Annotated in this window: 19 protein-coding genes; 12 read left to right on the plus strand and 7 right to left on the minus strand. The window is 67.1% G+C overall.

Features of this window, described 5'->3' with window-relative positions; genetic code table 11:
- Window positions 1–188: 188 nt before the first annotated feature.
- Both cpaB and FG154_RS14550 read right to left on the minus strand, forming a co-directional pair.
- On the minus strand, window positions 189–1,013 hold the full coding sequence (cpaB, locus tag FG154_RS14540; protein ID WP_145109370.1) for a Flp pilus assembly protein CpaB: 825 nt from the start codon (window positions 1,011–1,013) through the stop codon (window positions 189–191).
- Between the two features lie 376 nt (window positions 1,014–1,389).
- Window positions 1,390–1,596 (minus strand): Flp family type IVb pilin, encoded by a 207-nt coding sequence (locus FG154_RS14550; RefSeq protein ID WP_145109376.1) that lies wholly within the window; start codon window positions 1,594–1,596, stop codon window positions 1,390–1,392.
- Window positions 1,597–1,948: 352 nt separating this feature from the next.
- Between FG154_RS14550 and FG154_RS14555 the strand changes: the two genes are divergently transcribed.
- The 11 genes from FG154_RS14555 (at window position 1,949) to FG154_RS14605 (ending at window position 13,264) form a co-directional block, all read left to right on the plus strand.
- Window positions 1,949–2,830, plus strand: a complete 882-nt coding sequence (locus tag FG154_RS14555; protein WP_145109379.1) for a lytic transglycosylase domain-containing protein — start codon at window positions 1,949–1,951, stop codon at window positions 2,828–2,830.
- Window positions 2,831–3,022: 192 nt separating this feature from the next.
- Window positions 3,023–4,408, plus strand: coding sequence for a type II and III secretion system protein family protein (locus tag FG154_RS14560; protein WP_145109382.1), 1,386 nt, complete (start codon window positions 3,023–3,025; stop codon window positions 4,406–4,408).
- Window positions 4,409–4,411: 3 nt separating this feature from the next.
- The gene (locus FG154_RS14565; protein ID WP_101340057.1) at window positions 4,412–5,050 is read left to right on the plus strand and encodes an OmpA family protein; all 639 of its coding nucleotides are present in this window, start codon (window positions 4,412–4,414) and stop codon (window positions 5,048–5,050) included.
- Window positions 5,051–5,270: 220 nt separating this feature from the next.
- On the plus strand, window positions 5,271–6,542 hold the full coding sequence (locus FG154_RS14570; protein WP_145109385.1) for a CpaE/TadZ family protein: 1,272 nt from the start codon (window positions 5,271–5,273) through the stop codon (window positions 6,540–6,542).
- 20 nt (window positions 6,543–6,562) lie between these two features.
- On the plus strand, window positions 6,563–8,017 hold the full coding sequence (locus tag FG154_RS14575; RefSeq protein ID WP_145109388.1) for a TadA family conjugal transfer-associated ATPase: 1,455 nt from the start codon (window positions 6,563–6,565) through the stop codon (window positions 8,015–8,017).
- 7 nt (window positions 8,018–8,024) lie between these two features.
- A complete protein-coding gene (locus FG154_RS14580) occupies window positions 8,025–8,993 on the plus strand; it encodes a type II secretion system F family protein (RefSeq protein WP_145109392.1) in 969 nt (322 codons plus the stop codon).
- A 4-nt stretch (window positions 8,994–8,997) separates the two neighbouring features.
- Entirely contained in the window at window positions 8,998–9,969 is a 972-nt protein-coding gene (locus tag FG154_RS14585) for a type II secretion system F family protein (RefSeq protein ID WP_145109395.1), read from the plus strand.
- 6 nt (window positions 9,970–9,975) lie between these two features.
- A complete protein-coding gene (locus FG154_RS14590) occupies window positions 9,976–10,542 on the plus strand; it encodes a tetratricopeptide repeat protein (protein WP_145109398.1) in 567 nt (188 codons plus the stop codon).
- A gap of 38 nt (window positions 10,543–10,580) precedes the next feature.
- The gene (locus FG154_RS14595) at window positions 10,581–11,426 is read left to right on the plus strand and encodes a tetratricopeptide repeat protein (RefSeq protein ID WP_145109401.1); all 846 of its coding nucleotides are present in this window, start codon (window positions 10,581–10,583) and stop codon (window positions 11,424–11,426) included.
- Window positions 11,427–11,428: 2 nt separating this feature from the next.
- Window positions 11,429–11,932, plus strand: coding sequence for a prepilin peptidase (locus FG154_RS14600; RefSeq protein ID WP_145109509.1), 504 nt, complete (start codon window positions 11,429–11,431; stop codon window positions 11,930–11,932).
- A 21-nt stretch (window positions 11,933–11,953) separates the two neighbouring features.
- Entirely contained in the window at window positions 11,954–13,264 is a 1,311-nt protein-coding gene (locus FG154_RS14605) for a P-loop NTPase family protein (RefSeq protein WP_145109404.1), read from the plus strand.
- On the opposite strand, the gene FG154_RS14610 is transcribed toward FG154_RS14605, so the two are convergent.
- Together FG154_RS14610 and mgtE are read right to left on the minus strand one after the other, a co-directional pair.
- Window positions 13,261–13,824, minus strand: coding sequence for a 5-formyltetrahydrofolate cyclo-ligase (locus FG154_RS14610; protein WP_145109407.1), 564 nt, complete (start codon window positions 13,822–13,824; stop codon window positions 13,261–13,263). The genes FG154_RS14605 and FG154_RS14610 overlap by 4 nt on opposite strands.
- A complete protein-coding gene (mgtE, locus tag FG154_RS14615) occupies window positions 13,821–15,200 on the minus strand; it encodes a magnesium transporter (RefSeq protein WP_145109410.1) in 1,380 nt (459 codons plus the stop codon). The genes FG154_RS14610 and mgtE overlap by 4 nt, the downstream gene beginning before the upstream one ends.
- Before the next feature lie 129 nt (window positions 15,201–15,329).
- Here mgtE and guaD point away from each other — a divergent pair, with 129 nt between their 5' ends.
- Window positions 15,330–16,610, plus strand: a complete 1,281-nt coding sequence (gene guaD, locus FG154_RS14620) for a guanine deaminase (RefSeq protein WP_145109413.1) — start codon at window positions 15,330–15,332, stop codon at window positions 16,608–16,610.
- Window positions 16,611–16,623: 13 nt separating this feature from the next.
- Here the strand turns inward: guaD and FG154_RS14625 are convergent, their stop codons facing one another.
- The 3 genes from FG154_RS14625 to FG154_RS14635 form a co-directional block, all read right to left on the minus strand.
- Window positions 16,624–16,992, minus strand: a complete 369-nt coding sequence (locus FG154_RS14625) for a DUF1850 domain-containing protein (RefSeq protein WP_145109416.1) — start codon at window positions 16,990–16,992, stop codon at window positions 16,624–16,626.
- Window positions 16,989–19,097 (minus strand): TRAP transporter permease, encoded by a 2,109-nt coding sequence (locus FG154_RS14630; protein ID WP_145109418.1) that lies wholly within the window; start codon window positions 19,095–19,097, stop codon window positions 16,989–16,991. Before FG154_RS14630 ends, FG154_RS14625 begins: the two co-directional genes overlap by 4 nt.
- 108 nt (window positions 19,098–19,205) lie before the next feature.
- Window positions 19,206–20,159, minus strand: a complete 954-nt coding sequence (locus FG154_RS14635) for a TAXI family TRAP transporter solute-binding subunit (RefSeq protein WP_145109421.1) — start codon at window positions 20,157–20,159, stop codon at window positions 19,206–19,208.
- Window positions 20,160–20,178: the final 19 nt, after the last annotated feature.

Genomic DNA, 20,178 nt, shown 5'->3' on the forward strand with positions numbered 1-20,178 from the left:
CCGAGGCGCCTACCTCCACTCAACCCATTGAAAAGACGTGGGTGGCGCGAGCGAGCAGGCCAAATCCAGCCTTTTGCTGTCGAACTTCGGGGGTTCCGGGCCGAATCCTATGAAATACTGCAGCCCATGGCCACCGAAACCTCGGGTTTATCGCCTTGGATCCACCACTTACGGTTGTTCAGGCCGGACTAGTTAGTACAGGGGATACTTTCCATAAGCTCTGCGCCACGGCGGGTGCGGATGGTGCAGCTGGGCTTTTCCTCGATCTCGACGATCCTGTCCGGCTCGCCGATCAGGATGCGGGTATCGACCGGAGCGGCATCCGCTTCGGTCGTATCGTCACGTCCCACCAGCGACAGCGAGAGGCGGCCGGTCGCCTGTGCCTGAGCGAGGCGCGCAACCTGCTGGGGCGAGACCTCGACGGTCACCGTGCGCGCGATGATCGCCGACGTGGCGAGATCCGCATTCGCCGTCTGGTCCACCGCGACGATCGGGATCGTCTTCTCGATCAGGCGCGTGGTTTCGCCACTGGCCCCGGCGCCCGTCCAGTAGACGTCTACGCGGTCACCCGGCTGCAGGAATCCTGAAACGCCGGAAGCCACATCCACCTTGATGGCGAAGGCGCGCATCCCGTTCGCGAGCCGGAGACCGGCCTCAATGCCCGGCTCCGTCACCTTCACCGCCAGCACGGGCTCGAACTTTTCCATCTGGCGGAGGACGTAGCGCGGCTTGCCAGTGTCGGGGAAAAGGGCCGCCTCATCCCTGAAGATCGTCACGGGCAGCGCATTGGCGGGCCACATGATCTTCTGGACATCGTCCCTGGAGAGCGGCGCACCGTAGTTCAGCGGCTTGTTCGTCACGAAGACCTCGACCATCGGACCGAGCCTCTTGCGCGCCTCGCGCTCCTTCTCGAGTGCGATCTGGGTCTGGCTGATATAGCCCTGCGCCATGTAGACGGCAAAGCCTGCGAGAGCAATGCCAATCATCAAAACAAGCGCAAATGCTGCACGCATCTTTTCATCCCAAACCAATAGGCTTCTCGGCACCAAATGCGCGTAACGCGAAGACGCCGCCGTTTCCGACAAATCGATAGGGTATCAGGGACCGCCTCCTTCACTTACAGCGGACGCGATACCATGAGACACCCCACTAACTGCCAAGACGACCCGGTCAAACGTCGCGAGGCTGCTCAACACCCCCAATGCGACAACAGCTGCCGTCAGAACAACCCAATCTATCGCTACGGCAGCATCGTCGTCGCGGAGGAAGGTCATTAGCCACTTCATGCAGCACCCAATGAGCAGACGATTAGATAGCCGGGACCGCATATAAATTATGCGGTCCCACTGCCGTTTTTGATTCCCTCGCTCGATGTCACCAAGAGTTAGATTAATCCTCGTCGGCGGGGACACCAATTTTGGTGGCGTCGTCAATACCACTTGCGATTTTGTCAGCCGCTTCGGAGAGCGAGTCAGAAACCGTGCCCATCACCAGCAGCCCAAGGCCAACGATGGCAGCGGTCAGCACGACCCAGTCGACGGTCACGGCGCCGTCTTCGTCATTGCGGAAGTTCTTGAAGATGTTCAGCAGTTTCATGGTTCCAACCCTTGCTTGAGGTTCATCCTGTCGCCGCCGGTTCGGTGCGCTCTTCCCGGTCTGGCCCGGTCAGGTTTCCGCTTCGGCATGGGCTCAATTAGCCTGTCGAATGTGGCGGCACTTTGGTCTCCCGCAGGTTTTTTGCGGCACGGAAGTCGGTGGGGCCCATCCAAGGGCAAGCACCTGCATCCGAAAGATAATCCACCCGCGGCAAGGACGGGGCATGGGGGCGGACTGTGGGGATTCGGTCCCATTTTCGGCGAATTCGGCGGAAAGGCGGCGCAACTTCTGGCTCCAGGCGCCGGCTCCTTCTAGAATCACCGGAAAACCGAGACGAGCGGACAGTCCTGCAATGCGAACCCGGAAAGGCTTGCTGTTTCTCGCCGCGGCGCTGGCCGTGCCCGGCATGGCGTGGGCCGAACTCGGTCCGTCCGGGGATTTCACCTTCCGGCGCGTGAAGCCTCCGGGCGAGGGAGCCTCGCGGAGGATCACGGTGCAGATCGACCCCGCAGAACAGGCGCGCAGGCTGGCCGCCCTTCCCAAGGTCCAGCCGCGCAGGCCCGATCCGCCGCAGGCGCCAGAAGCGCCCGTTCAGCCGGGGACGGCGGGGATAAACCCCGGTCCTACCCCGGGCAGCGCCTCCTACGGCTGGTTCTGGGACCGGGTGCCGGTCGCACTGGCGGCGGTGCAGGGTCGCTTTCCGCTCGCGCTGGCCAACCTCTCGCAGGGGCCCGGGGGCGCCGCGGTGCGCGCGCCGAGGATGCAGCACATGCAGCAGATCGCCGAGCGATACGGGCTCGATATCCTGAAGGCCACGCTGGGCACGCGCGTCTCTCCGGCGCTGGTGCTGGCCGTGATCGGGATCGAAAGCGGCGGGCGCGTCAACGCGGTGAGTTCGGCCGGAGCGCAGGGGCTGATGCAGCTCATACCCGCCACCGCGAGGCGCTTCGGCGTCACCGACTCGCTCGACCCGGCGCAGAACATCCGCGGCGGCGTGGCCTATCTCGACTGGCTGATGGGAGAGTTCGGAGGCGATCCGCTGATGGTGCTGGCCGCCTACAACGCCGGCGAGGGGGCCGTGCGGGCGAACGGCGGCGTGCCGCCCTACGCCGAGACGAGGGATTATGTGCCGAAGGTTCTTGCCGCATGGCAGGTGGCCCAGGGCCTGTGCCTGACGCCGCCGGAGCTGGTGTCGGACCCCTGTGTCTTCCGTGTCCTGTCCGCAGGACTCTGACCGCCGTGCGGCGAGGGCGACCGCCCGTTTCGTGCAAGGAAGCGAACAGGCCACGCTCTGTGTTGCCGGTTGTCCACATGCATCTTCACCTGCAAACCCATGAATATTGAATTGATTTGCGCTATGCGTCATCGTGCGGGCCTGCGTGGGCGACAAGACCTGCGGGGAGGCGGCATCCGAAAGGCAGGCCAGATGAGCATGAACCATATACTTCGGATGGGGATGGCCGCGCTCGCGCTCATGGCCTCCGCCGCACCGATGGCCGTCTCGGCCCAGACCCTGCGGGTGATGGAGGGCTCTGCCTCCGGGGCGCTCAATGTGCCGATGAACCGCGCCGTCGTGGTGGAGAGCGACCGCCCCTTTGCCGAACTGTCGATCGCAAACCCGGGCATCGCCGACATCTCCACCCTCTCGGAAACCTCCATCTATGTGCTGGGCAAGGCGCCGGGGCGGACGACGCTCACGCTGCTGGGCGCCGATGGGCGGCTGATCTCGAACGTGGATGTTCATGTCACGCCCGACGTGGCCGAGTTCAAGGAACGCCTCCGCCAGATCCTGCCCGGCGAGAACATCGAGGTGCGCACGGCCAACGACGGGATCGTGCTCTCGGGCACCGTCACCAGCGCCGAGCGGCTCGACCGGGCGCTCGATCTGGCGAACCGCTACGCGCCCGACCGCGTCTCGAACCTCATGAGCGTGGGCGGCACGCAGCAGGTCATGCTGAAGGTGCGGTTCGCCGAGATGCAGCGGTCCGTGGCAAAAAGTCTCGGCTCGTCGATCTATGCCCGCAACGGATCGGGCTCGGTGATCGGCGGCACCGGAACGCTGCTTCAGAACGGCATCCCGCCGTCGGGCAAGCCGATCACCACCGCGGCGACCGGCGCGCTCGGGCTGGGGTTCTCGGTCGGGGCGCTGGAGTTTTCGGTCCTGCTCGAGGCGCTCGAATCAAAGGGCGTGGTGCGCACGCTGGCCGAGCCGAACCTCACCGCGCTGTCGGGACAGGAGGCGAAGTTCCTCGCCGGTGGCGAATATCCGATCCCGGTCGCAAGCGGCGACGACAAGATCGCCATCGAATACAAGCCCTTCGGTGTCGAGTTGAACTTCACCCCGGTGGTGGTGGACGGCAGCCAGATCAACCTGATGATCAATGCCGCGGTCTCCTCGATCGACAACACCGTGTCGCTCGAAAGCGCGGGCTTCACCATCAACGCCTTCAAGCGGCGCGAGACCTCGACGACGGTCGAGATGCGCGACGGCGAGAGCTTTGCCATCGCGGGCCTCCTGCAGGACGATTTCCGCAATCTCAACGGTCAGGTGCCGTGGCTGGGTGACATCCCGATCCTCGGCGCGCTGTTCCGCAGCGCCGAATACCAGAGATCGCAGAGCGAGCTGGTCATCATCGTGACCCCGCATCTGGTGACCCCCACCCGCGGCGAGGCGCTGGCCCTGCCGACCGACCGGATCAAGCTGCCCTCCGAGAAGGAGCTGTTCCTCTTCGGGCGCGTCACCGGACGGGGGGCCGCGGGCGAGGTCGCGCGGCAGGATTTCAGCGGCTCTTACGGCTATGTGATGGAGTGAGCGATGAAGATGCTGCGCAGCTCCCTCCTCGCCGCACCGCTTGCCCTTCTTGCGGCCTGCGGTGACCATCCGGTCTCGTCCGAGATCAACGACGGCACCTTCGGCAACGCCACGATGAACAACTCGCTCCTGCAGATGGGCGAGATCGACGCGACCCAGGCGCTCGGCCAGAGGTTCGCGTCCGAGGTCGAGCCGACCATCACCTTCCCGTTCGACAGCGCCCGGCTGACCCCGGAGGCGCAGCGCGTCCTGCGCGAACAGGCCAACTGGATCCGGCAATTCCCCGAGGTCCGCTTCCGCGTCTATGGCCACACGGACCTCGTGGGATCGGCCGCCTACAACAAGTCTCTGGGCCTGCGGCGCGCCAAGGCGGTGGTCGCCTTCTTCGCCTCGCAAGGCATCAGCCCCTCACGATTGGAGGCGCTTGTTTCCTATGGCGAAACAAGGCCGGTGATTCCCGTTGCCACACCGGAAGAGCGCAACCGCCGCACCGTCACCGAGGTCTCGGGGTTCGTCGCGGGCCGGGGGATGTCGATCAACGGCAAGTACATGGCGGTCGTCTTCCGGGAATATGTAAGCGGCGCGACGCGCGTTCATCCGGCCAACCGCGTGATCGCCACTCAGGTCGCCCCCGGAGGCTGACGGACGGGGCCCTCGCAGGGCCCCGCCTCCCCATCAAACAATAACGTTTTTTTAGCCCAATTCCTGCCACCATTGCGCAGCACCATGTGCGCAATGGGAAACAGTCGGTGCGGCAGGTCGGCTCGTGCCGCAGCTTTGGGTGTTCAGGGCCGCTCGGGTCCGAAATCGGTTTGACGATCGTCACCCGTTCCGGCGCCCGCCAGGGGAAGGACTTGTTGGGATGAACAGCGTGGCGACGCTTCAACCGGATCCGGCGCCGATCGTGGCCTGCACGATCTCGCGCGATGTCCAGAATTTCGAGATCCTGATCAACGACATGGAGATCGAGCTGGGCGAGAGCTGGGGCGACCTGTCGTTCGAGGATGCCGAGCTGTTTCTCCGCCAGCCCGAATCGCGGACGCTGGAATTCGTGGCCCTGGCCGTCGATGGCGAGGATGAGGGCGACCTCGCGCGGCTGACGGACATCATCCGCACGGCGCGGGACAAGGGCATCAAGATCATCCTGATCGCCGATCAGGTCAGCCCGATCGCGCTGCACCAGCTGCTGCGACTCGGGGCCGATGACTTCGTCCCCTACCCCCTGCCCGAGGGGGCGCTGCATGAGGCGATCGACCGGATCCGCAAGGCGCCGCCGCCCGTGTCGGACCTGCCCGCCGCGGTGCCGGTGGCCCCGGGCACGCCCCATGCGCCGACGTTCAAGGCCCGCGGCGACCGCGACGCGATCCTCTTGCCGGTGCATGGCATGGCGGGGGGTGTGGGGGCCTCGACCTTCGCCTGCAACCTCGCGTGGGAGCTGGCCACCGTCACCCGGACCGACGCGCCGAGGGTCTGCCTGATCGACCTCGACTTCCAGTTCGGCGCAATCTCGACCTACCTCGACCTGCCGCGGCGCGAATCGGTGTTCGACATCCTGTCGGACACGGAATCGGCCGACAGCGACAGCTTCCTGCAGGCAATGATCACCTTCAACGAGAAGCTGCATGTCTTCACGGCACCCCCCGACATGCTGCCCCTCGACATCGTGACGGCCGAGGATGTCGGCCGGCTGCTCGACATGGCCCATGCCAACTTCGACTTCGTGGTGGTGGACATGCCCACCACCGTCACCTCCTGGACCGAGGCGGTGCTTGCCCGTTCCCACGCCTACTTCGCGATGATGGAGCTTGACCTCCGGTCGGCGCAGAACGTGCTGCGTCTGGTCCGCGCCCTCAAGGCCGAAAGCCTGCCGCACGATAAGCTCCGCTTCATCCTCAACCGCGCGCCGCGCTTCACCGATCTTTCAGCCAAGAGCCGGGTCAAGCGGATGGCCGAAAGCCTCGACATCACGATCGAGCTTCAGTTGCCCGACGGTGGCGCCGCGGTGACGCAGGCGAACGATCACGGCCTTCCCCTCTCGGAATCGTCCGCCAAGAACCCGCTCCGGCGCGAGTTGCAGAAACTGGCCAAGTCCCTCCACGACCACAGCCGAACCGCCGAGGCCGCCAAGGCCTGATGAACCGGAAGGTGCCCTGAATGTTCTCGCGCTACCGCAAGTCTCCCGACGGCCAGAAGCCCGCGCCCTCGGCGGCGGTGGGGGCGGCGACGCCGTCGGTCACCGCTCCGGCCGCGCCCGCCCCGGCCAAGCCCGTTCCCGCGCGCCCGGGCCCGTCCGTTCCGCGTCCGGGTGCCGAGGCCATCGCAAGCGACAAGGAAAAGAAGCGTCGCGAACGGCTGATGGAGCTGAAGGTCGAGCTTCACCGCCGGTTGCTCGACAACCTCAACCTCGCCGCCCTCGAGAAGGCGTCCGAATCCAGCCTGCGCACCGAGATCGCCGCCATCTGCGGCGAGGCGCTCGAGGAGATGAGCGTCGTCCTCAACAAGGAAGAGCGCACGATCCTCAACCAGGAGCTTTACGACGAGGTGATGGGCCTCGGCCCGCTCGAGCCGCTGCTCAAGGATGAGACGATCAACGACATCCTCGTGAACGGCCCGAACCGGATCTTCGTCGAGCGCGGCGGCCGGCTCGAGCTGACCGACACGACCTTCAAGGACGAGCGGCACCTGCTGCGGATCATCGACAAGATCGTCTCGGCGGTGGGCCGGCGCGTCGATGAATCGACCCCCTATGTCGATGCCCGCCTCGCCGATGGCTCGCGCTTCAACGCGATGGTGCCGCCGATCGCGGTGGACGGCTCGCTGGTCTCGATCCGCAAGTTCAAGAAGGACAAGCTGGGCATCCCGGACCTCGTGCGCTTCGGCGCCTTCACCGAAGAGATGGCGGCCTATCTGCAGGCCGCGGTGGCGACGCGCCTGAACATCATCGTCTCGGGCGGGACGGGCTCGGGCAAGACCACCACTCTGAACGCCCTGTCCTCCTTCATCGACAATTCCGAGCGGATCCTCACCATCGAGGACACGGCTGAACTTCAGCTTCAGCAGGTCCATGTGGGGCGGATGGAAAGCCGGCCCTCGAACGTCGAGGGCAAGGGCGCGGTGACGCAGCGCGACTGCCTGAGGAACGCGCTCAGGATGCGCCCCGACCGGATCATCGTGGGCGAGACCCGCGGCGAAGAGGTCATCGACATGCTGCAGGCCATGAACACCGGCCACGACGGCTCGATGACCACGATCCACGCCAACTCGGCCCGCGACGGCATCAGCCGCCTGGAAAACATGGTGGCGATGGCGGGTATCGAGATGCCGATCAAGGCCGTGCGCGCCCAGATCGCCTCGGCCGTCAACCTCATCGTGCAGGCCAGCCGCCTGCAGGACGGCTCGCGCCGGATGGTCTCGATCACCGAGATCACCGGGATGGAGGGCGACGTGATCTCGATGCAGGAGATCTTCCGCTACGAGCGTCTCGGGATCGAGCCGTCGGGCAAGATCATCGGCCGCTTCAATGCGACGGGCGTGCGCTCGCACTACTCGGACCGCTTCCGCCAGTGGGGCTACAACCTGCCCGCCTCCATCTACGAACCGATCGTCTGAGGGCCCCATGCAGCTGAGCGCGGCACCCATCATCTACATCCTGATCTTCGTGGCGGTGCTGCTGCTGGTCGAGGGGATCTACCTCACCGTCTTCGGCAAGTCGATCAGCCTCAACTCACGGGTCAGCCGACGGCTCGCCCTGCTGGAAAAGAACCAGAACCGCGAGCAGGTGCTGGAACAGCTCCGCAAGGAGATGAGCCAGCACATGAACGCCCGCGGCATCCCGCTCTATGCGGTGCTGGCCTCGAAGGCACAGAAGGCCAACATCGCCTTCTCGCCCAAGGCGCTGGTGGCGATCATGGTGCTGCTCTCGGGCGTGGCCTACATGGGCCTGACGATCGGGACGGCCGCCTCGCCCGCCGTGCGGGTGGCGGTAGCAATCTTCATGGGCGTGGGCGCGGTCTATGTCTGGGTGAACAACAAGGCCAAGAAGCGCATGGCGCTGATCGAGGAGCAGCTGCCCGACGCGGTCGAGCTGATGGTCCGGTCGCTGCGCGTGGGCCACCCCTTCTCATCTGCCATCCAGATCGTCGCAAAGGAGGTGCCGGACCCCCTCGGCACCGAATTCGGCGTCATCGCGGACGAGGCCGCCTACGGCCGCGACGTGGCCGAATGCATCCGGGCCTTCGCCGAACGGATGGACAGCCAGGACCTTCGCTTCCTCGCGGTCGCGGTGAACATCCAGCAGCAGTCGGGCGGCAACCTGGCCGAGATCCTCGAGGGCCTGGCCAAGGTGATCCGCTCGCGCTTCAAGCTTTTCCGCAGGGTCAAGGCCATCACGGCCGAGGCGAAATGGTCGGGCACCTTCCTCTCGGCCTTCCCCATCGTGGCGCTGGTGACGATCTCGGTCCTCAAGCCCGACTACTACGACGGCGTGAAGGAGACGCCGCTCTTCATCCCCGCGGCGCTTGTGGTCGGCGCGTTTCTCGTCGCCAACGTGATCTTCATGAAGATCATGGTCAACATCAAGGTATGAGCCGATGGACCTCATCAACCGTCTCGAAGCCTACCTGATCGACAGCTTCGGCCCGCTCGGGCCGCTGATGGCGATGGGGATGCTGGGCATCCTGCTCATCGCCTTCACGCTTCCGGTCATGCTGAAGAAGCGCGACGAGCCCTTCGACCGGATCAAGGCGCAGCGCACGCTCGGGGCCGCACCGGCAAGCCAGGCGCTGCGGCGCTCGTCGGGCAGCGAAAAGCTCGACCGGTTCGCCAACCTGCTCGAGCCGAAGACGGCCGAGGAGCTGTCCGCCTCGCGCCTCAAGATGATGCGGGCGGGATACCGCTCGAAGGGGGCGGTGCGCGCCTTCCACGCCGCCCAGTTCGCGCTCGGCGTGGGCTTTCTCGTGCTTGGGGTGCTTTATGCGCTGCTGGCCTCGGCCACCGCGCCGCTGACCATGCAGCAGATGGTGACCTACACCCTGTTGCCCGGTGCGATCGGCTACTACCTGCCCGTCTACTGGATCAAGCGCCGCGCGCAGGAGCGGCACGACCAGATCGTCGCAGGGTTTCCCGATGCGCTCGACATGATGCTCGTCTGCGTCGAGGCCGGCCAGTCGCTCGATCAGTCGATCCTGCGGGTCGCGCGCGAGTCGGCGTCAGGCTATCCCGCGCTTGCCGAAGAGTTCGAGATGGTGGCCCATGAGGTGAAGGCCGGCAAGGAGCGCGTCGCCGTTCTCAAGGACATGGCCGAGCGGGTGGGCATTCCCGACGTGTCCTCCTTCGTCACGACGCTGATCCAGTCGGCGACCTTCGGCACCTCCATCGCCGAGGCGCTCCGCGTCTATTCCTCCGAGATGCGCGACAAACGCGTCATGAGGGCCGAGGAAAAGGCAAACACCTTGCCGACCAAGCTGACCCTCGGCACAATGATGCTCACCGTGCCACCGCTGATGCTGATCCTGATCGGCCCTTCGGTCTATGGCATCGCCACGCAGCTGGGCGGACAGTGAGAGAACGTGACCCGAGGCCTGCCGATCCTCCTTTCCTGCGTGATCCTTGCGGCCTGCGGTGCGCCGGACGCGCTGTCCCGACAAGCGGCGGCGCGGAATGCACCCTTTGCCGTGGATCCAGGTCGGAACGGCGTCGATGGGCTCTTGGTCGGGCACCGGCTTCTGGCGGCGGGCGAGGCCGAGCTGGCCCTCCGCGCCTACCTCCGCGCGGCGTCCGAACAGGGAATCAACGCCGACGTCCTCTCGGCGCTCGGCTCGGCGAACCTGCAGCTCGGGCGGCTGAACCAGTCCGAGCAGTTGCTGCGGCAGGCCATCCGGCTGGATCCGGCCTTCGTGCCGGCTGTCAACAATCTGGGCGTGGTCCTGATGGAGCGGGGACGGACGGCCGAGGCGAGGCTTGTCTTTCAGCAGGCCTTCGCGCTCGACAGTGGCGCAACGGACTCCATCCGCGAAAATCTGCAGCGGGCCATCGCGAAAAGCGCATCGACCGTCTATCCCGAAGAGGAAGAGCGACACGAGTTCTCCCTCGTGCGGCGCGGGCAAGGGCAGTATGTGCTGCTTTCGCAGCTCTAGGGGACGACCGGGATCGAGCAGCAAGAGGACGCAAGAACATGCGCCACCCTGTCCTGACCGCCTTGTGCCTTGTCGGCACGACCATGCTGAGCGCCTGTGGCGGCCGCGATGCCGATGTGGATCGCGCCCTGAAGGGCGTCAACATCATCGACGAGAGCAATCTCAACGACATCATGCTGACCGTGGGGGCGCCGGACGAGGCGGTGGCCTACTTCCGCGGCGCCGTGGACAAGGCCCCGGACCGGATCGACCTCAAGCGCGGGCTGGCGAAGTCGCTGGTGCGCGCGCAGCGTCCGGCCGAGGCGGCCACGGTCTGGAGTCAGGTGGTCAACACCCACGAGGGCACGAACGAGGATCGCGTGGCCTTCGCCGACGCGCTGATCCGCGCGAATGACTGGAGCCGGGCCGAGCAGGAGCTGGCCAGCATTCCCCCCACCTACGAAACCTTCCAGCGGTATCGGCTCGAGGCGATGGTGGCCGACAGCCAGAAGCAGTGGAAGAAGTCGGACAGCTTCTACGAGACCGCCGTCGGCATGACGACCCAGCCCGCCGGCGTGCTGAACAACTGGGGCTTCTCCAAGCTGACGCGCGGCGATGCGGCCGCAGCCGAGCGGCTGTTCTACGAGGCGCTGACCTACGACCCGACCTCGTTCACCACCAAGAACAACCTCGTGCTGGCCCGCGGCGCCCAGCGGAAATACGACCTTCCCGTGATCCAGATGACCCAGAAGGAGCGGGCCGAGCTGATCTACACGCTCGCCCTGGCCGCGGTGAAGAAGGGCGATGTGAATGTGGGCAAGGGTCTGCTGCAATCGGCGATCGACACGCATCCGCAATATTTCGAGGCGGCCGTCCGCAGCCTCGAGGCGCTCGACGCGGGCTGATGATGCAGGATCTGGTGGCAACCTCTCCGACGGCGGCGCTCTGGTTCCTGCCCTTCGTCGTGCCGATCGCGCTCTGGGTCGCGTGGAGCGACATGAAATTCATGAAGATCCCGAACAAGGCGGTCATCGCGCTGACGCTGGTCTTTCTGGCCGTCGGGCCGATGGCGCTTCCGTTCGAGGATTGGCTCTGGCGCGGGCTTCACCTGCTGGTGGTGCTGGTCATCGGCTTCCTGATGAACCTGGGCCGGATGGTCGGCGCGGGCGACGCCAAGTTCGCCGCCGCCATGGCGCCGTTCTTCGCCCTGGCGGACCTGCGCCTCGCCATCGGCCTGCTGGCCGCGTCCCTTCTCGGCGCCTTCGCCAGCCATCGGGGGCTGGGCCTCGTGCCCGTATTCCGCAGCGCCGCCGCAGACTGGGAGAGCTGGCGGCGCCGCGACTTTCCCATGGGGCTGGCACTCGCGGGGATGCTGATCCTTTACCTTCTCGTGGCAATCCTTGACGGCTGATCCCCGCTTCCGGTGCAATCCATGAACATCCAGAATTCAGACGTCACAGCCCCTCCGTCGCCGCGCACGCTGGCGGACACGGGCCTGCCCCTGGTCATGTTGCGGGACATCCTGATCAAGACCATGTTCCGCATGAACCTGGACCTCGTGTCGCAGATCGCGCGGGTCATCTGCCTGCCCCCCCAGCTCACGCAGGAGCTGGTGGATCTCGCCCGCGGCCAGCGGCTGATCGAGGCGACGGGGACGCTGCACGCCACCTCGGGCAACGAGATGGGCTACCAGCTGACCGACGGGGGCAAGGCGCGGGCGCTCGATGCGCTGGGCCAGTCGGAATATTACGGCGCCATGCCCGTCCCGCTTGACGACTATCGCAGCCAGGTCGAGCGGCAGTCGGTGCGCAACATCAAGCTCACGCGCGCGCAGCTGACCTCGGCCATGGGGCACCTGATCCTGCCGGACGAGCTGCTGGATCATCTTGGCCCGGCCGTCACCTCGGGCCGGTCGATCCTGATGTATGGCCCGCCCGGCAACGGGAAATCCTCGATCTCGAACGGGATCCGCGACGCGCTCGGCGACCGGATCCATGTGCCGCGCGCGCTGGAATATTCCGGGCAGGTCATCACGGTCTATGACCCGATCGTGCACCGCTCGGCCGAGTCGGCGGTGGATGATCCCAACAGCCTGCGCCGCACCTCGAACCGGTTCGACAACCGCTATGTCTGGTGCGAACGGCCGACCGTCATCACGGGGGGCGAGCTGACGCTCGACATGCTCGACCTGACCTACAACCCGGTGGCGCGCACCTATCAGGCGCCGCTCCAACTCAAGGCGACCGGGGGGATCTTCATCGTGGACGACCTCGGCCGGCAGGCCGAACCTCCGCAGAAGCTGGTCAACCGCTGGATCGTCCCGCTCGAGGAAGGGCGCGACATCCTGGCGCTGCAATCGGGCGAGAAGTTCACCGTGCCCTTCGACACGCTGGTGATCTTCTCGACCAACTTCCACCCGAACGAGATCTTCGACGGCGCGGCCCTGCGGCGGATCTTCTTCAAGATCAAGATCGAGGGCCCGACCCAGGAGAACTTCCTCAAGATCTTCGCGATGGTGGCGCGAAAGCGGAAGATGCCGCTCGACGAGGCGGCCCTGCTGCATCTGATGAAGGTGAAGTTCCCCACGATCGGCAACCGCTACGCCAACTACATGCCGGTCTATCTGATCGACCAGATGGCCGCCGTCTGCGAGTTCGAGGGCCTGCCCTACCAGATGAGCCCCGCCCTGATCGACCGCGCCTGGTCGAACATGTTCGTCCGCGACGAGGCGATCCCCCGCTAGATCCGCGGTCGGCGGAGCGGGATGGGCCCCGTCTCGGTCAGGATCGCGTCGAGCGGCTGGTCGGTGGGCTCGATCGGCACCTCGGGCAACTCCTGCGCGCTGAAGGCAAAGCCCACCGCCGTGACGGGATGCAGCGCACGCAGCCGCTCGAGCGTCCGGTCGTAGAACCCGCCCCCATAGCCCAGGCGATAGCCACGGCGGTCAAAGGCGAGCAGCGGCACGATCAGCACCTGCGGATCGAGCCACGCTCCCTCCTGCGGCACGCGGGCGCCGAACGGCCCCTCGATCATCGGGCAGCCCGGGCTCCATTCGCGAAAGCGCAGCGGCTGGCCGGGGCCCACGATCACCGGCACGCAGACCGGCCCGTCATGGGCCGCCATGGCCGCATGCGGATCGATCTCGGACCGGATCGCCATGTAGCCCGAGAGCACGCGGCCGCGGTGCGGCGCCAGCCAGTCCGCCAGAAGCTCCGCCGCCTGCCCCTGCCCCGCCTCGTGCGCCAGCGCCCGCGCGGCGCCGGCGGCGCGACGGGCCTCGGCCTTGCGCGCCGCGAGCGTCACGTCAGCACCAGCGTGGCAAGCCCGAGGAAGGCAAAGAACCCCATGACGTCGGTCAGCGTGGTGACGAAGGTTCCCGAGGCCAGCGCCGGGTCAAGCCCCAGCCGGTTGAGCCCGAGGGGCACCAGCACCCCGCCCAGGGCCGCCACGACCTGGTTGCAGATCATCGCCATCCCCAGCACGGCCCCCAGCAGCGGGTCGCCGAAGATCACGAAGCCCGCCACCCCGAGGATCAGCGCAAGCCCCAGCCCGTTCAGCAGCCCCGCCATCAGCTCGCGCCGGACGACCCGCGGCGCGTTGGCCGAAGTGAGGTTGCGCGTCGCCAGCGCCCGCACGGCGACGGCGAGCGACTGCGTCCCCGCGATCCCCCCGGTCGAGGCGACGATGGGCATGAGGGCCGCCAGCGTCACGAGCTGCGCAATCGTCGCCTCGAAGCCCGAGATCACGACGGCCGAAAGCGAGGCGGTGAAGAGGTTCGCCACCAGCCAGGGAAGCCGCTGGCGCGCGGTGGCGACCGGCCCGTCCGACAGGCTGCTCTCGTCGCCCACACCGGCCAGACGAAGGATGTCTTCCTCATGCTCCTCGTCGAGCACGTTCATCGCATCGTCGATGGTGATGATCCCGACCAGCCGGTCATTCTCATCCACCACCGGGCAGGAAATCAGGTGATACTGGTTGAAGATATAGGCCACCTCCGACTCCTCGACGGTGGCGCGGATGGTGCGGAAGCTTTCCTCCTCGATCTCGGACAGCCGGACGTCGCGGCGCGACGAGAGCAGCCGGCCGAGCGTGACATAGCCCTGCGGCTTCATCCGCGGATCGACGAGGATGACGTGATAGAACTGGTCGGGCAGCTCCTCGCTGCGGCGCAGGAAGTCAATCGTCTCGCCCACCGTCCAGTGGACGGGCGCCACGACAACCTCGCGCTGCATCAGGCGGCCCGCGGAATATTCCGGGTAGGCCATCGCCTGCTCGACCGCCACCCGGTCGGCGCGGTCGAGGGCGCCGAGGATCGCCTCCTGCTGCGGCTCCTCGAGATCCTCGAGGATGTCCACCACGTCGTCCGTATCGAGTTCGCGCACCGCCTCGGCGATGACCTCCGGCGGGAGATGCTCGATCACCTCCTCGCGGATCGAATCGCTGATCTCCGAGAGGATCTCGCCGTCGATGCCGTCGGACCAGAGCGTCAGCAGCTCGCGCCGCTCGGCTGGGCCGATCTGTTCGAGCACGTCGGCGATGTCGGCGGCGTGCAGCGGCTCGAGCAGGTCGGACAGGCGCGCCTCGTCGCGCTCGTCCACGGCCTCGAGAACCGAGGTCACCACCCGGTCGGGCACACCCGACCGCTCTTCCTCGCGCATGTCGCCCGTTTCTGCCTGCAAGGTGGCGCCCCCGTTCCGCTTACGCCGCGACCATATCGGAGGATGGCGCGCAGAAACAGGGGCGGCAGGAAATTTACGCTGCCCTCGAAAGGGGCTAGGTTGGGCGCTTGACCAGAGGGGAGACCTGTCATGACCGACCTGCTGCTGGGACAGGTCCTGTCCTTCGCCGGCGACCCGTTCCTCGAAGGAGAGGCCGCGGCCCGGCACGAAACCCGCGGCGGCGCGCTTGTGGAGGAAGGGCGGATACTGGCCGTGGGCCCGGCCGACAGGCTGCGCGCGGCCCATCCCGAGGCGCGGGTGACCGACTACGGGCAGGCCCTGATCTCGGCGGGATTCATCGATGCCCATGTGCATTATCCGCAGACCGCCATCATCGCGAGCTGGGGCAAGCGGCTGATCGACTGGCTCGAGACCTACACCTTCCCCGAGGAGATGCGCTTTGGCGATCCGGCCTATGCCGCCGACATCGCCGGCCGCTATCTAGACCTCACGCTGGCGCAGGGCACGACCACCGTCTGCAGCTACTGCACCATCCACACCGAGAGCGTGGACGCCTTCTTCGAGGCGGCGGGCCAGAGGGGTGTGCGCGCCTTTGCGGGCAAGACCTGCATGGACCGCAACGCCCCGGAGGGGCTGCGCGACACGGCCGAAACCGCCTACTCCGACAGCAAGCGGCTTCTGGAGAAGTGGCACGGGCGGGACCGGCTCTCCTATGTCATCACGCCCCGCTTTTCGCCCACCTCGACGCCCGAGCAGCTTGCGGCGCTTGGCACGCTCTGGCGCGAGCATCCCGATTGCCTGATGCAGACCCACCTGTCCGAGCAGCTCGACGAGATCGAATGGGTGAAGGCGCTCCACCCGCAGGCGCGCGACTATCTCGACACCTACGAGGCGCAGGGCCTGCTGCGCGAGGGTGCGGTCTTCGGCCATGCGATCCACCTCGCCCCGCGCGAGCGCGCGCGGCTGGTCGAGGCGGGGGCGAGCCTTGTCCATTGCCCGACCTCGAACAGCTTCATCGGCTCGGGGCTGTTCGACATGGGCCTCGTGGCCGAGGGCATCCGGGTCGGGCTGGCGACCGACACGGGGGGCGGTTCGTCCTTCTCGATGCTGCGCACGATGGCCGCGGCCTACGAGATCGGCCAGCTGCGCGGGCAGGCGCTGCATCCCGCGCAGCTCTGGTGGCTGGCCACCGCGGGCTCGGCCCGCGCGCTCCGGGCCGAGGACCGGATCGGCAACCTCGCGCCGGGGATGGAGGCCGACATCGTGGTGGTGGATCTGGCCTCGACGCCCGCCATCGAACAGGCCACCCGCCGCGCCGAGACGATCTGGCAGGCGCTCTTCCCGACCATCATGATGGGAGACGACCGGGCCATCCGCGCGGTCTGGGTCGGCGGCCGGCCGCGAAGCTGACCCTCGCGGACCTTCAGCCGCAGTCGGGGGCCTGCCAGAGGCGGAGCCCATCGCCCGCCTCGGCGCCGAGTTCGTGGCATTCTCCCGCCGTGCACAGCCGCCAGCCCCCGGCCGCCATGCCCGAGGCCGCCAGCCGGACCTCGCGCTGCGGCGGCAGGCGCGGGATGTAGTGCCAGCCGTCCGCCTCGCGCCAGGCATCCGGCGGAAGCTCCATCCCCGCGCCCGAGCCCTGGATGCGGGCCTCGACCGGCCGCAGGCCCGCCCCGGTCGCCTCCCACCGCTCCCACCATTCGACGCGTTCGACCGAATGGGTCCAGCTCAGCGTGAAGCCCGAGGTGGCGAGCGACAGCACCGCCAACCCGGTCGCGATGCACAGGCTCATGCCGTCCGCGCGCTGCGGCGCAGGCGCAGCCAGTGCACCAGCGCGAAGAGCAGCGCGAGACCGAACCCCGCCTCGTCCGTCACCGGCATCGCGAGGATCAGCGACACGCCCGCCGCCAGCGCCAGCGCCCGCTCGAACAGGTTGGCGCGTCCGATGAACTGGCCGACGACCGCCACCCCCCACAGGCCGATGGCCAGCAACGCCTTGAGGAAGATGTAGATCACCTCGACCGGATAGCCCCACGCCTCGGCGATGGGGCCTGCGTCCTGCAGCATGAGCGCGGGCGTATAGACCGCCATGAAGGGGATCACGAACCCCGCCGCCGCAAGCCGCACCGCCTGCAGCGAGATCTTCAGCCCCGACGCCTTGGCGATCGGACCCGCCGCAAAGCAGGCCAGCGCCACCGGCGGCGTCAGGTCCGCCATGATGCCGAAGTAGAAGACGAACATGTGGCTCACCAGAAGCGGCACGCCCAGATCGAGCAGCGCCGGCCCCGCGAGCGAGGAGGTGATGATGTAGTTGGGGATGGTCGGGATGCCCATGCCGAGCACGAGGCAGGTGATCATGGTCAGCACGAGCGACAGGAAGAGGTTCTCGCGCCCGATGGCGATGATCGCGCCGATGAAGGTCGAGGCGATCCCGGTCAGGGTGAGCGTGCCGATCACGATGCCGACCACGGCGCAGGCGATGCCCACTGGAAGCGCGTTCCGCGCGCCCTGCGCCAGCGCATCGCGCAGGATGCCGATGGTCGGCCGCGTGCCCCGGAAAAGGGCGCAGGCCAGGATCAGCAGCCCGATGACCAGCACGAGGAAGTTGACGCCGAACCTCAGGAAGCTCGCCGCGGCCAGACCCAGCGCGATCCAGAAGACCATGCGGAAGGCCGTCGGCCCGATCATGGCGGCCAGCGGCGTGCCGAGGATCAGCACCGCCACCAGCGCCAGCCCCATCGTGCCGGCAAAGATGGGCGTGTAGCCCGCGAAGAGCAGATAGACGAGCGCCGCCAGCGGCAGGATCAGCGGCCACCGGTCGCGGACCGCGTGCCAGGGGTTCGGCAGCTCGGCCCGCGGCAGGCCGCGCAGCCCGTCGCGCCCGGCCTGCAGCCAGACCATCCAGAAGACCACGCCGAAATAGAGCACCGCGGGCAGGATCGCCGCCTGCACCACGGTCGCATAGGGCACGTTCAGCGTCTCGGCCATGATGAAGGCCACCGCCCCCATGACCGGCGGCATGATCTGGCCGCCCATCGAGGCCGTGGCCTCGACCCCTCCGGCGAAGGCGGGCTTGAAGCCGAAGCGTTTCATCATCGGGATGGTGAACTGCCCCGAGGCCACCACATTGGCCACGCCCGACCCCGAGATCGTGCCCATGAGCGCCGAGGAGAGAACCGCCACCTGCGCCGGGCCGCCCCGCACCCCGCCAACGAGGCCGAGGGCGAAGTCGTTGAACAGGTTCAGCATCCCCGCCCGCTCGAGGAAGGCCGCGAAGACCACGAAGATGAAGATGTAGGCCGAGCTGACATAGACCGGCGTGCCGTAGATCCCCTCGGTGCCGAAGGCGAAATGCTCGACGATCTGCTCGAAGTCATAGCCGCGGTGGATGAAGGGCGCGGGAAGATGCTGGCCGAAGAAGCAGTAGGCCAGGAAGATCCCGGCGATGATGGCCAGCGGCCAGCCCATCAGCCGGCGGCTCGCCTCGAAGACCAGCACCACCAGCACCGTGCCGACCACGAGATCCGCCTGCGTCAGGAAGCCCGTCCGCCGGATCAGCTCTTCGTAGAAGACCCAGTTGTAGATGCCCGTGCCAAAGCCGATCAGCCCCAGCCCCCAGAAGATCGCCCGGGTGAACGCGGTCCGGGCCAGCAGGTTGCCGACCAGACCGAAGCCCAGCAGCAGCAGAAAGGCCACATGCATCGCCCGCACCACCTGGCTCGGCAGGGTCCCGTAGCCGGCGGTCCAGAGCTGGAAGAGCGAGAAGGCGACGGCGATCCAGAAGGCCACATGGCCCATGATGCCGGGCCCGAAGCCGGGCGGCAGGCCCTCGGTGACTTCGGGTTCGGCATGTGCGTGGGGATGGGCCGCCCCCGGTGCGGCGGTCTGTGCAGACATGGCTTTCTCCGAAAGGAACGAGCCGCGGCGCCGGGCGCAGGTGCGCTCCGATCCGCTGCGGCAGGAGCAAGGCCCGGGCGGCTCCGCCCGGGCGGTTCTGCGGGGCGGTTACTGGATCAGGCCGATCTCGCGGTAGTATTTCTCGGCGCCCGGATGCAGCGGGATCGGCAGCGCCTCGATGGCCGTGTCGGGCTTGATGTTCGCCGCGGCGGCGTGGGCCGACTTCAGCCGCTCGATGTTGTCGAACATGAGCTTCGTCATCTGGTAGGCGGTTTCCTCGCTCACGTCCTCATGCGTGACCAGCAGGTTGCCGACGGCCGCCGTCGGCACGTCCTGATCCTGGCCGCTGTAGGTGCCGGCAGGGATGACGGCGGGCACATAGGGCGCGCCGATCTTCTCGACCACCTCCGCGGGGATCCCCACGAGGTTGATCTTGTGGGTCGAGGAGAGGTCCTTGATGAAGGCCACGCCCAGCCCCGATGATTGCAGCGTCGCCTGCAGCTGCCGGTTCTTGATCAGCTCGGCCGATTCCGCATAGGGCAGGTATTCGACCTTGCCAAGATCGTCGTAGCTCATCTCGGCCGCGCCGAAGATCGCGCGGGCGTTGAGTTCGGTCCCCGACGCCGGAGCGCCGACCGAGAGCGTCTTGCCCTTGAGATCCTCGAGCGTGGCCGCACCCGCCGAGGCGTCGGCCACGATCTGGATGTAGTTCGGATAGATCGCCGCGATGGCGCGCAGGTTGGTCAGCGGACGCGGGAAGCCGGCTTCCTCGTTGCCCTCCCAGGCCATCGTGACGGAATCGCCCAGCGCGAAGGCCAGCTCGCCCTTGCGCTGCGCGAGCAGGTTGAGGTTCTCGACCGAAGCCTTGGTGGCCTGCACCTGCGTGCGGGCGCCCTCGATGTTCTCGGCGTAGATCTCGGACAGGCCGACACCGAGCGGGTAATAGACGCCCGAGGTACCCCCGGTCAGGACGTTGATGAACTCCTGCGCGGCGGCCGCTTGCGGCTGAAGGCTCAGCGCGGCAGCGGCCAGGGCCGCGGACAGGGTTGTGCGGCGGAACATGCGTTCTCCTCCCTTGCAT

The organism is Cereibacter sediminicola, from assembly GCF_007668225.1.
In the GTDB taxonomy this organism is placed as follows: domain Bacteria; phylum Pseudomonadota; class Alphaproteobacteria; order Rhodobacterales; family Rhodobacteraceae; genus Cereibacter_A; species Cereibacter_A azotoformans.